This is a genomic window from Halococcus sp. PRR34, assembly GCF_028617175.1.
In the GTDB taxonomy this organism is placed as follows: Archaea; Halobacteriota; Halobacteria; order Halobacteriales; family Halococcaceae; genus Halococcus; species Halococcus salifodinae.
The window spans coordinates 260,453-273,031 of sequence record NZ_JAQJDA010000001.1 but is presented as its reverse complement, the minus strand read 5'-3'; the positions used below and the strand labels follow the sequence as shown (position 1 = coordinate 273,031).

Annotated in this window: 10 protein-coding genes; 8 read left to right on the top strand and 2 right to left on the bottom strand. The window is 63.4% G+C overall.

Translation table 11 applies throughout. From position 1 onward, the window contains the following. Nucleotides 1–21: 21 nt before the first annotated feature. From PHA81_RS01370 to PHA81_RS01350, 5 genes are all read left to right on the top strand, one after another. Complete coding sequence (locus PHA81_RS01370; protein WP_273834801.1) at nucleotides 22–1,569, top strand: O-antigen ligase family protein; 1,548 nt, start codon at nucleotides 22–24, stop codon at nucleotides 1,567–1,569. Continuing rightward, nucleotides 1,527–1,817 (top strand): hypothetical protein, encoded by a 291-nt coding sequence (locus PHA81_RS01365; protein WP_005045943.1) that lies wholly within the window; start codon nucleotides 1,527–1,529, stop codon nucleotides 1,815–1,817. Before PHA81_RS01370 ends, PHA81_RS01365 begins: the two co-directional genes overlap by 43 nt. A 48-nt stretch (nucleotides 1,818–1,865) precedes the next feature. Continuing rightward, entirely contained in the window at nucleotides 1,866–3,152 is a 1,287-nt protein-coding gene (paaK, locus tag PHA81_RS01360; RefSeq protein WP_005045945.1) for a phenylacetate--CoA ligase PaaK, read from the top strand. Nucleotides 3,153–3,323: 171 nt separating this feature from the next. Next, nucleotides 3,324–5,948: an HAD-IC family P-type ATPase gene (locus PHA81_RS01355; protein WP_005045947.1), complete on the top strand. Its 2,625-nt coding sequence runs from the start codon at nucleotides 3,324–3,326 to the stop codon at nucleotides 5,946–5,948. Nucleotides 5,949–6,115: 167 nt separating this feature from the next. Further along, nucleotides 6,116–6,577: a MaoC/PaaZ C-terminal domain-containing protein gene (locus PHA81_RS01350; protein WP_005045949.1), complete on the top strand. Its 462-nt coding sequence runs from the start codon at nucleotides 6,116–6,118 to the stop codon at nucleotides 6,575–6,577. Between the two features lie 72 nt (nucleotides 6,578–6,649). On the opposite strand, the gene PHA81_RS01345 is transcribed toward PHA81_RS01350, so the two are convergent. Beyond that, nucleotides 6,650–7,699 (bottom strand): hypothetical protein, encoded by a 1,050-nt coding sequence (locus tag PHA81_RS01345; RefSeq protein WP_273834799.1) that lies wholly within the window; start codon nucleotides 7,697–7,699, stop codon nucleotides 6,650–6,652. A gap of 297 nt (nucleotides 7,700–7,996) precedes the next feature. On the opposite strand from PHA81_RS01345, the gene PHA81_RS01340 reads away from it, so the two are divergent. Next, a complete protein-coding gene (locus PHA81_RS01340) occupies nucleotides 7,997–8,905 on the top strand; it encodes an AEC family transporter (protein WP_049910409.1) in 909 nt (302 codons plus the stop codon). 50 nt (nucleotides 8,906–8,955) lie between these two features. Continuing rightward, a complete protein-coding gene (locus PHA81_RS01335; protein WP_005045952.1) occupies nucleotides 8,956–9,375 on the top strand; it encodes a hypothetical protein in 420 nt (139 codons plus the stop codon). A 68-nt stretch (nucleotides 9,376–9,443) separates the two neighbouring features. Here the strand turns inward: PHA81_RS01335 and PHA81_RS01330 are convergent, their stop codons facing one another. Continuing rightward, the gene (locus tag PHA81_RS01330) at nucleotides 9,444–10,856 is read right to left on the bottom strand and encodes a DUF87 domain-containing protein (protein WP_005045954.1); all 1,413 of its coding nucleotides are present in this window, start codon (nucleotides 10,854–10,856) and stop codon (nucleotides 9,444–9,446) included. Between the two features lie 180 nt (nucleotides 10,857–11,036). On the opposite strand from PHA81_RS01330, the gene PHA81_RS01325 reads away from it, so the two are divergent. Further along, nucleotides 11,037–12,503, top strand: coding sequence for an MATE family efflux transporter (locus tag PHA81_RS01325; RefSeq protein ID WP_005045956.1), 1,467 nt, complete (start codon nucleotides 11,037–11,039; stop codon nucleotides 12,501–12,503). The last annotated feature ends 76 nt before the right edge of the window (nucleotides 12,504–12,579 follow it).

Sequence of the window (12,579 nt, the reverse complement as noted above, 5' to 3'; positions counted from 1 at the left end):
GTAGCTTGTCAGAGAACGGACGTGAGCGAGATCACCACCGAGCGCTTCGGCACGCTCGACGACACCGTTCTCGCCGACGACAGCGACGCATTGACGTACGCGTGGACGGCCGCGCTGTTGACTTCCCTTCTCACGGTCGTGATTCCGGTGGTCGGTCTCGCGAGCGATGTCTCGACGCCCGTTCTCGTCGGGGCCGCCGCTGTCCTCTACGTCGCGACTGTCCTCGCGGCCGGTGTGGCGTTCGAAGGGGTCGCCGCATCGGTGTTCGTCCTCGGACTGTTCGACATCGCGGTGACGCTGATCGACGGCCCAGGGATCGCCACTTTCGACCTCGTAGCGGTCGACGTGGTCGCGATCCCGTTGGGGTTCGTGCTCGTCTACGACTGGTTTACCGAGCGTCCTCAGCTCCGCCCGACCGCCCGCGGGATCGCGGTGGCGGCGTTCGCGGGCTTCGTGAGCTGGTCGTTTCTCACCACGTTCTTCGGCAGCGGCCCCTCGGAGCTGGCCGCCGGACTGTTCGCGGTCGAACAGCTCCGGTATTTCGTAGTGTTCGTCGTGGCCGCCCTGATCGTCCGCCGGACGAACCCGTGGTGTGCGATCTACCCGTTCGTGATCGCCGCGCTCGGGAACCTCCTCGTCTCGCTTGCCCAGATCGCGAACGGCGGGCGGCTCGGCTTCCCGCTGCTCGGCGAGCCACCCGACCGATATCTCGGTGCGTTCGCGCTCGGCGCGGCGGAGATCCCGACCGGCTTCTACGCCGGCGGGTTCGTCGGCCACGGTCGGGAGCTGGCGATGGTGCTCTTTCTGTTCGTTCCGCTAGTGATCGCGGTCGCGCTGCGGCGGTCATGGGGCGAACTCGGGCTGGCGGGCGTCGCGGTCGCCGCCTCGGTGTTCTCGATCCGGGTCGCCGACACCGACGCCGGCTGGGCGACGCTGCTACTGCTCGGTGCGGTGTTCGGCACCTACCTCCTCGGGGTGGCGCTCGTCCGGATCCGGCGACGCTACTCGGCGCTCGCGCTGGTGCCGGCGGTGGCCGCCGTCGTCGGGTTCGTGTACGTCCTCGTCCGGGGCGTTCTGGCCATTCTCGCGTCGAGTGCGGGCGACGGTAACCTACTGGTGTTCGAGACGAACACGCTCGCCGTGCGGATCGACCAGTACGTCGCGGCGGTCGGGATCGCGCTCGACCAGCCGCTGTTCGGACTCGGCGGGGAGAACTTCGTGCTCGTCTCGGAGCGCTACGTCGACCAGGCGAATCTCGGCATCCACAACACCCTGCTCGCGAACCTCGCCGCGACCGGGTTCGTGGGATTCGGCTTCTACCTGCTCGCCATTGTGGCAGTGTTCTGGGTCACGCTTCGTCTGGCGCTCGACACGAGCGGTGACGAACGCGTGCTCTGGGTTGCAGTGGCCTGTGCAATGTTCACCTACCACGCCTACTCGTCGTGGATGTGGTCGTACCCCTGGACCGTCGGCAACAGTGCGTTCTGGCTGCTCGCGGGGGTCGTAGTCGGCGGCGCGGCGTCGCGGTGGAACGATACGGTACGGTCGATCAGCGGTCGCATCGTTTAGGAGCCACGGCGTCGTGGTCGCGGTATGCACGATGTCTCCCTCGTCGGTGCGGGCCAGTCGCCGTTCGGCTCCTCTCCCGACAAAAGCTACCGTTCGCTGTCGCGACTGCCGACGACCGCGCGCTCGACAGCGTCGACGGCGAGCTTGACCCGAATCGGATCGACGAAGCGTTCCTCGGCACGCTCGGCGTCGGTGGCCGCCAGATCGGTCTCAGCGCGCCCGCCGTCACTGATCGAGGGTTGCTGTGACGCCCGGTCAGAACGATTTTATAACCATCGAAGCAACGGTTGAACGTCATGGTCGAAGCAACGACGGGCGCGGACTCGCGCGAGCAACTCACCGCCCTTCAAGACGAGCGCCTCGTCGAGACCGTTCGTCACGCCTACGAGAACGTCCCGTTCTATCGCGAGACGATGGACGACGCGGGTGTCGCTCCCGACGACATCGGTGGCGTCGACGACATCCAAAAGCTGCCGATGACCACGAAGGACGACTTCCGCACGGAGTACCCCGACGGGCTGTTCGCGGTCGACGACAGCGAAGTCCGCCGGATCCACGCCTCCTCGGGCACCACCGGCAAGCCGAAGATCGTTGCGTACACCGAGGGAGATCTCGATCGGTGGGCCGAAGTCATGGCGCGTTCGCTCGCCACCGCCGGCGTCGAGCCGGGTGACACGGTGCAAAACGCCTACGGCTACGGCCTCTTTACAGGCGGTCTCGGCTTTCACGACGGGATCGAGGAGTTAGGAGCGACCGTGATTCCGATGGGTGGCGGCGACTCCGCACGCCAGCTCTCGATGCTGGAAGACTTGGAAAGCGACGCGCTCGCCTGCACCCCATCGTACTGCCTCTATCTCGCGGATTTCGCCGCCGACCGCGGCGTCGATCCCCACGATTTGCCGGTCTCCACCGTGGTGATCGGCGCGGAGCCGTTCACCGACCCGATGCGCGAGGAGATCGAGGACGCACTCGACGTCACCGCAATCGATATCTACGGCCTGTCGGAGATCATCGGCCCCGGCGTCGCGGTTGAGTGCGCTGCGGTCCAGGAAGGCCTCCACGTCTGGGAGGACCATTTCTACCCCGAGGTCGTCGATCCCGCGACCGGCGAACCGCTCCCGGCGGGCGAGGAAGGCGAACTCGTCCTGACCTCGCTCACCAAGGAGGCCCTCCCCGTCTTCCGCTACCGAACCGGCGACATCACCACGCTCTACGAGGACGAGTGTGACTGCGGACGGACCGCAGTCCGGATGGGAAACATTACTGGTCGGACCGACGACCTCCTGATCGTTCGGGGCGTCAACGTCTACGCCAGCCAGATCGAGGAAGCGATGCTCGACATTACTGGGATCGCACCCCACTACCGACTCGATCTCCAGCGTGACGGCTCGCTCGACACGATGGACGTGACTGCCGAACGCCACGCCGAGGCCGACGCGAGCGCGGACGAGCTTCGGGCCGAGATCGAAGGCCGGCTCGGCGAACAGTTGGACGTCTCACCCGACGAGATCGACGTGGTCGAACCCGGCGAGATCGAGCGGACCGAAGTCGGGAAGGTCAAACGCGTCTTCGACCACCGCTGACCGGCTGTCGGGTTCGACCCGCGACCGACCACGGACGGCTGACCGACTCTCGATACGTTACGATCGATGCTGATCGCAGAGGTCTACTTTCGAATCACAAGCTTGGACGGGGTACGGCCCAGACGATCGAAGGGGCAACCGCATTGAACGAGGACCCCGTAGAGATAGACAATGAGTCACCGAAAAACCCAGCTCGACATTCAGGGGATGAGCTGTGCGAACTGTTCACAGACGATAACGGAGGCATTGCAGGACCTCGACGGGGTGGAGACGGCGAGCATCAACTACGCCACCGACGAGGGGACCGTCGAGTACGACCCAGAGACGACCTCGCTCGCGGAAATCTACGCCGCGGTCGACGACGCCGGCTACGAGGCGGTCAGCACTGCGACCTCGATCGCGATCACCGACATGACGTGCTCGAACTGCGCCGAAACCAATCAAGAGGCGCTCGAAGACGTCCCCGGCGTGATTGTGGCAGAGGTCAACTACGCGACCGACGAGGCGAGCGTCGAGTACAACCCCGCCGCAACCGACCGCGAGCAGCTTTACGCGGCGATCGAGGACGCAGGGTACTCGCCCGTTCGCGACGACGAGGGTGAGGAATCCGAACAGGACCAGCGCGACGCCGCGCGCAGCGAGGAGATCCGCCGCCAGCTCCGACTCACCTTGTTCGGTGCGGCGCTCTCGCTCCCGCTGATCGCGTTCATGGTCGAGAAGCTCATTCTTGGTGGCGGGGCGCTCCCCGAAACGGTGTTCGGGATCGAGTTCGGCTGGATCGAGTTCCTGCTCGCGACCCCAGTCCAGATCGTGCTCGGGCGACCGTTCTACGAGAACGCCTACACGGCGCTCGTCAAGAACCGCACCGCGAACATGGACGTGCTGATCGCGCTCGGCTCCTCGACGGCGTATCTCTACTCGGTCGTTGTTCTTCTGGGAGTGCTCGCGGGGAGTCTCTACTTCGACACCGCCGCGCTGATCCTCGTGTTCATCACGCTCGGCAACTATCTCGAAGCCCGCTCGAAGGGCCAGGCCGGCGAGGCGCTCCAGCAGCTCCTCGAGATGGAGGCCGACACGGCGACCGTCGTCGACGAGGACGGCAACGAGGAGGAACTCCCCCTCGATGAGGTCGATGTCGGTGACCGGATGAAAGTCCGGCCCGGCGAGCAGATCCCGACCGACGGCGTGGTGGTCGACGGCCAGTCTGCGGTCGACGAGTCGATGGTCACCGGCGAGTCGGTACCCGTCGAGAAGGAAGAAGGCGATGAGGTGGTCGGCTCGACGATCAACGAGAACGGCGTCCTGGTAGTCGAGGCGACCAAGGTCGGCGCGGACACGGCGCTCCAGCAGATCGTTCAGACAGTAAAAGAAGCGCAGTCGCGCCAGCCCGACATCCAGAACCTCGCAGATCGCATCTCGGCGTACTTCGTCCCGATCGTGATCGCGAACGCGCTGCTCTGGGGGCTGGTCTGGTATCTGTTCCCCGCAGCGCTCGCCGGGTTCGTCGACGCGCTGCCGTTGTTGGGGCTCGTCGCGGGCGGTCCGGCGGTCGCCGGTGGCGGCGTGTCGGTGTTCGAGTTCTCGGTGGTCGTGTTCGCCTCCGCCGTCCTGATCGCGTGTCCGTGCGCGCTCGGGCTCGCAACCCCGGCGGCGACGATGGTCGGGACCTCCATCGGGGCGAAAAACGGCGTCCTGTTCAAGGGTGGCGACGTCCTCGAACGCGCGAAGGACGTCGATACGGTCGTGTTCGACAAGACGGGGACGCTCACGACGGGCGAAATGGAACTCACCGACGTGGTTCCACTCGATGGCGCTCGGACCGCCACCGACGGCGGGAACGGGACGGCCACCGACGGTGGCACGCAGACGGTCAGTAGCGGCACGGAACCCGCCACCGATGAAATCGACGAGGAGACCGTGCTCTGCGCCGCCGCGAGCGCCGAATCCGGCAGCGAACACCCGCTCGCACAGGCCATCGTCGAGGGTGCCGAGGAGCGCGGCATCGCTCTCGCCAACCCGACCGAGTTCGAGAACGTCCCGGGACACGGCGTTCGGGCGACGGTCGACGGTGACGAGGTGCTCGTCGGCAACCGCAAACTCATTCGGGACAACGACATCGACCCCGCACCTGCTGAGGACGAACTCGAACGGCTGGAGAGCGAGGGGAAGACCGCGATGCTCGTCGCCCGAGGCGGGAGCCTTCTCGGGCTCGTCGCCGACGCGGATACGGTGAAAGAGAGCGCGAAGGAGGCCGTTGGGGCGCTCCACGACCGCAATCTCGCGGTGCAGATGATCACCGGTGACAACGAGCGGACAGCCGGAGCGGTCGCCGAGGCGGTCGGGATCGATCCCGCGAACGTGCGTGCGGAGGTGCTCCCCGAAGACAAGGCCGACGCGGTCGAGGAGATCCAGTCATCGGGCAGTCGTGCGATGATGGTCGGTGACGGCGTGAACGACGCTCCCGCGCTCGCGACCGCCTACGTCGGGACCGCGATCGGCTCCGGTACTGACGTCGCGATCGAAGCCGCCGACGTCACCCTGATGCGCGACGATCCGCTCGACGTGGTGAAGGCGATCCGCATCAGTGACGGCACGCTCCAGAAGATCAAGCAGAACCTCTTCTGGGCGCTCGGGTACAACACCGCGATGATCCCGCTCGCGTCGCTCGGCCTGCTCCAGCCCGCACTCGCCGCCGCGGCGATGGCGTTCTCGTCGGTCTCAGTGCTGTCGAACAGCCTGCTGTTCCGGCGGTACACGCCGGACGAGGACTATCGCCTGCTGTACCGCTGGCGATAGTTCGAGGAGGCGTGTATCTCGAAGTGCCAGCGGCACTTCGGCGGTACACGCCGGACGAGGACTACGAGCTACTCGGCTTCCTCCGATAGCTGTGTGAGGATTTCCGGCGCTTCTGTGACGGACGAACAGGTGGTTTCTTGTATCCCTCACGCGATCGATGAGGCAGTATGCCCTACAGCTACGAGCCGCACTACTTCGAGGACTTGGACGTGGGCCAGACCTTCGAGAGCGCCGGACGAACGGTGACGGAGACCGATTTCGCGATGCACTCGATGTTCACCGGCGACTGGACCGAACTCCACACCAACAAGGAGTATTCCGAGGACGGCCCGTTCGGCGCGCGGATCGCCCAGGGGCCGATGACGTTCATCCTCTCCACGGGACTCTTCCAGCGGACGGGGATCGTCGAGCGCACGGTCGTAGCCTTCCTCGGCATGAACTACATGGATATTCCGAATCCGGTGTTCATCGGCGACACCGTGAGCGCCGACTTCGAGGTGACCGAGAAACGCGATCTCGACAGCCGCGACGACGCCGGCCTCGTGGTGATCGACAGCGAGATGACCAACCAGGACGGCGAGTCGGTGTTCGCCGGCGATATGAAGTTCCTGTTCAAGACCAGAGAATAACAAACCTTTGAAAGACAGCCACAGTTTCGAGTGTCGTGTTAACCGTAGCAGGGACACGACCTCGTGTAGATCTCACAGAGTGATATCGGTCTCCACAAACGTGTCTGATAGCATTTCTGAGACTCTTTTTCCCCAAACGTCATCCTCAATTAGTGAAGGAAGATGACCAATATTCTTCATGAAATCTCCCCGCGTGAACACCACATATTCAGGGGCGAGAGGAGGTAGGAAGGCCACTTCTAACTGTAGTTTGGAGAGAAATCGATCCAAAACGCCAATAGTGTGATTGATTACAAATGCAATTGGGGGCCAGAATGGAGCAAGATCGTTTTCTAAGAAATCATCCTCGTTCCACACGTCAAATGTAGAAAAAGGTTCAAAATCGGACCTGACCGCATACCCCTCATCTGTGATGAAAATGAGTCTAACTGTTTCCCCATGATGCAAAATATTGTCTCTGAAATCCCTTATTTTGCTAAAAGTTTCTGCTTCATTCTCATAGAACTCTGCAATGGATGTGAGAAGACCATAATCCTTTTCCAAATTTTCTGATGAGACTGGCTGATCTCCATGTAGTGCAATACTTGAGAAACTCGTTGGGGGGAGTTGGTTGCCGCCATCTACGCCGATCAGGTTCCAAACATTTGCTATGATCTCTTGAAATAAGTCATACATACTTCTACATACGCTAAAGATATACTCTACTTCAGATGTTATCATGCGACTCCTGCCAGTGTTGTGTGCTTTTGGCAATTTTTCATACAACCCCAGCTTCGAAATCGAAGCACCCAAATTATGTATATCTTCAAATATGCGGCCAAGTGGTTCCAGAATTGAGTTGTAACACAGATACTGTGTGATCATATTATTAAATCTAAAGTATATATCATCTTGATGTTCTGGTCCCCGTCCAAAATAATGAGACTGTGCTGGATATCCTCTCAGACATTCGATTTTTCCTTCCTGTTCTACCCACATATACCAGTTACGAGGTTCATCCGCCCAATCAGGAATATATCCTTGATTTTCATCAGGGCAGTAGACAGGGTGCAAGGGGATATCTCTCCCGTGAATCTTGCTCGATATGTGGAATAGCTTGTGTAGACTGTCTTTGCGGATCACACCCGACACAATTTGAAGCTACGCTTATAATCTAATAAGACTAACGGGGATTCCGTTCTCAGAAGGTGATTAACACTACTCATCGATTTTTGTGTTTGGAGTGTAGTTCATATCTCCTCTTAAGGACAGAAGAAGACCTCTTATGTTAATATTATTAAATATAATCTCATCAAATCGTTACTTAAACCAAAACCCGACAGCGAATAGCAGCGCCAATCGAACGAGCACGGCTCCGACCTGGTTTACGGTCACGACGAATCCGAACGGTGAAAGTCCCCGCGGCGAGTCGGACTAGTAGTGGCAGTCCTCGCTCGATTGCTTGCGATGCTCGCCGTGGTGCTGGCCGGGACCGGGCTGCGCGCGATCGGGGTTCTCGATGATCGGCGGACTGGTCGGCTGAACGCGCTCGCGTACTACGTCGCGCTCCCGGCGCTGATCTTCACCGCGACGTACGACCAGTCGGTCGGCGACCTCCTCTCGCCGGCGCTGCTCGCGGGGCTGTTGGTCGTGCTGTTCGCGACGGCGGCGCTCGCGTGGCTCGTCCACCGGGATCGGTGGTCGCGGGCGCGCCGGAGCGTCGCGGTCGTCCAGTCGTACCACTCGAACCTCGGCTATCTCGGCCTCCCACTCGTCGCCGCGACGTTCGACGGCGAGGTGACCGCGATTGCGAGCGTGATCCTCGGGATCGTCTCGCTGGTCCAGGTTCCGCTCACGATCGTCGTGCTCGTCGGGATCAACGACGCCGACGCACAGGTGCGCGAGGAACTCCGTCAGATCGCGACGAACCCCGTGCTGGCGTCGCTGGTCGCCGGACTCGCCGTCGGAGAGATCGGCGTCGCGGTTCCATCGACCGTGGCGGCCGGTCTCGACGGCCTCGGTGCGCTCGCGCTCCCGCTTGCGTTGCTCTGTGTCGGTGCGTCGCTCGAACTCGATCTGCCGTCGGTCGACGCTGGTGCGACGCTCTCGGTCGTCGCGCTCAAGATCGCCGCGATGCCGGCGCTCGCGTGGATCGTCTTCTCCACGCTCGGCGTCGATCCCGCGGCGCTGACCGCGGGCGTGGTGATGTTCGGGACGCCGACCGCGGTCTCGACGTTCGTCTACACCACCGAGATCGGCGGTGACGAGGGGTTCGCGTCGCTCAACGTCTTCGTCACGACGGTCGCCTCGATCGGGAGCCTGTTCGTTCTCATCCACCTGATCGGGTAGTCCGGACGGACCCCAACCCTTACTGTTCGATCGCGTCACCTTCCGGTCGAATGCCATCGAACGACTCCCGCCGACAGTTCTTCGTCCGGGTCTCGGTCGTCGTGGCCGTCGCGACCCTGTTTCTCACCGCGAGCTTCGTCGGTCTGCTCGCCCTTCTCAACGGCGATCTGCGAGGGAGTTCCTCCCGTATCGCGTGGTATCTGACGATCGCTGCCGTCGCGTTCGTCGGCGTCATCATTCTCCTCGAAACCCAGGACGCCGCGGGAACGTCGATCATCACGACGGCTGCGATCGTGGCCGTGATCGTCTTCGTGCTCGTCTCGCTCGGTGTCGAAGGACTCCTCTATGCCGTCCGGAACCCGGCCGCAGTGTTCGTCTCACAGACCATTCTCTACTTCTTCGCGGCGGCGCTCATCGGCAGCGGGGTCGGCTACTGGGCGCTGCGCCACTGGCGGGAAGTCGTCGGCTAAGACGCGACGCTGTCGGCGGCCCGGCCAGCACGAACAGACGCGTTCACGGTCGGCAGCGAATCGCTCGCTTACCGATCGTCGCCAGCGAGTCGCCGACGGAGCAGGTACGATCCCAGCCGGAGGCGATAGCCGAGCGACCGAAGCAAGAACAGCGAGAGATCGCCGACTTCGGCGATGACTTCGCCGACGCCGGTGTGGTCCTCCGCGGTAGCCGGCGGGGTCGGCGGCGTCGGACGCTGGCGCGGCGACGACACGATGTCGTTCGGGATATCGATCACGCGTCTAGCCCGCGATCCGGTGTCCCTGCCGGTGGGATCGTCATTAGCGTCGCTGGCTGCGGGGTGGTCGGCTTGAGTAGCTCGAAGCTCGGCGACTTCGTTTTCGAGCGCACGATTCCGCTGTTGCTCTCGCTCGACCGCGGCTTCGAGCTCGGTCGAGTCCATGTTGTCGAGCGCTCGGTCGCCGTCGAGATCGGGTGACGCGGCGTCCACCGCCTCGTCGAGATCGGTGTTCGACGTCACCGTCGCCTGCTCGCCTGCCGCCGACTCGGCCCCCCAGTCCGAATCGGCACGGTTCGGTGCGTCGTGCTCCGGATCGACGTGTGCCGACTCGGGGTCGGTGTCGAGCGGCGATCCATCCGAGCGGAGTGCGTCGGCCGCGCCGCTTCCGGCCGGCGAGTCGTACGAATCGAGACCCGGCGTCGCGCCCGCGTCGTGGGTGGCTTTCCGCCGGAATCGGACGCGATCAACCGCATCGTCCCAGTCCGTGAGGAGGAACCCCTCGCCCGCGTCGAAGTCCTGAATCATGTCGGCGCGTTCCGAGCCGAGCACGTCACCCGCGATCGAGACGTCGTTCTTCCACGTCAAACGGTGCCAGACCAGCCAGTCACACTGGGTGATGAAGTCCTTGTCGACCGACGAGGGGCGCTGTGACATCCCGCAGATGCCGAACCCGCGCTTCCGGCCGCGCTTGCCGATCCGTTTCAGGAGTTTCGCGAGATCGGTGCCGCCGCCGGACTGCGGGAGGTACTCCTGCATCTCCTCGATCAGGAGCAAGAACGGCTTGCGCTCGCGTTTCTCCTTTCGAAAGAGGTGGGCAACCACGTCGTGGATCAGCGTTTCGGCCTCTTCGCCGTCGAAGTAGCCCGATACGTCGAGGATCACGGGCACGTTCTCGACGAGGGCGGCCTCGGCGATCGATTCGGCGTCGTCGGGCGCGACCTCGACGTCACAGAACTCGTCGGCACCGACGTGGAGCACCTCGAACCGTTCCTTCAGCCCGTAGTACTCGCCCTCGGTGTCGACGATCAGGAGGTTGTACCCGTCCGTGAGCAGCTGCTCGGTGATCACGCTCGCGGTGTTCGACTTTCCGCTTCCCGATTTCCCAGTGACAAATCCGCGCCCCGTGAGGATTTCGACGGTCGGGAGCGCCCTGCCGTCCTCGGTCACGACGATACGCTGTTCGCGCTCCTCTTGGGCCATTCGTGAGGATTGGTTCACGCCACCACGATAAAGATCCTGTGTCGACGGCGCGCCACCACGCCGGTCTGCCGAGGCCGACACACGTCGGGATCGACTCGCCGTAGCGGCGTGGGACGTGGGGTTCCGCAGCGTTCATACTGACTGGCCAGTTAGCGATTCGCAAGGAGATATCCTCTCGAAATGCTCGGAGCACTACGAGATCGGCTGTACGCTGCCGTGCTCCACTTCCCTGCGTTGCTGGCGCGGCTCGGCCTCGTCGACCGCGAGAAAGGGACCGAAGCGTTCGATCTCGCTGTCCCGGTGATGGTCTCAGGGGGATTTCGGACGCTGCTCCGAGTCACGGACTTCTTCATGGTGAGCCTCGCGCTCGGAAGCGCGGCGGTCGCCGGGCTCGAACTCGGCTTTCAGTACTACTTCATCGGCTTCGGGCTCGCGCTCGGGCTTTCGAGTGGGACGATCAGCGTCGTCTCGCGGTTCGTCGGGGCCGGCGAGGACGCGCGAGCGAACCTCGCCATCAAACAGTCGCTCTGGCTCGCGCTTTCGGTCACGATCCCGCTCACGCTCGTGACGTGGTTCGAGGCCGAGGCGATGGTCGGCCTGCTCACCGATGCCCCACAGACGATCGCCCTCGGCGGCACGTACCTCCGGATCGTGATGCTCTCGGTCTCCTTCCGGTTCTGGAGCATGATCGCCGCGCGGGCGCTCCAGGGCGCAGGCGACACCCGCACCCCGATGTACGTGCGCCTGCTCACGATCCCGGTCAACATCGTCCTGAACGCCGTCCTCATCTTCGGGGTCAGCGTGTTCCCCGCGCTCGGCGTCGCCGGCGCGGCGTGGGGTACGACGATCGCGAACGTCCTTGCGGGGGTGATCTTCTTCGTACTGCTTACTTCCGGGCGCTACTCCGTTCGGCTGCGGCTCGGGGGCACGCAGTGGTCGACCGACATCGCTCGGGAAGTGATCCGGGTCGGCTACCCGCTCGCCGGCCTCCAGCTGATCCGGACCTTTGGGAGATTCCCGTTCCTGTTCGTTCTCGCGAGCCTCGGCACGGGCGTGGTCGCCGCGTACGCGATCGCGCGGCGGGTCATGCTGCTCGCGATGATGCCGGCGTGGGGCTACTCCACCGCATCGAGCACGCTCGTGGGCCAGCACGTCGGCGCTGGCGACGCAGAGGAAGCGAACGACTACGCCTGGCAGACCCTCCGGATCGCGCTGCCGACACAGCTCCTGATCGCGGGCGTGCTCGTACTGTTCGCGCGCCCGATCGCACTGCTGTTCGCGACCGACACGCCCGGTCTCACAGTAGAATTCATTCGGGTGTTCGGGCTCGGCGTGATCGCGTTCAGCGTCTCACGGACGATGCGGGGCGGGCTCCGCGGCGCGGGCGACACCCGCTGGCCGCTCTACGGGACGCTGCTCGGCACCCTGGTTCGTCTGCCGATCGCGGCGCTCGCACTCCCGACGACGCTCACCATCACCGTCGTTGGTGTGTCGTTCGCGCCTGGTCTCGGCCTCGGCCTCGTTGCCGTCTACGTCGCGATGCTCGCGGATCTCTACCTCCGCGCGGGCGTCAACCTGTTCCGGTTCTGGACCGGGAAGTGGAAGACGATCGCGGCACGCTCCGGCGTCGGTGCCGGCAGTGACTGACGACTGGGTACTCGTGGCAGTGCTCGCATTCTGTACTCGGTGATCGAAAGTTCACGGCGTGTAACTGCAGCCATCG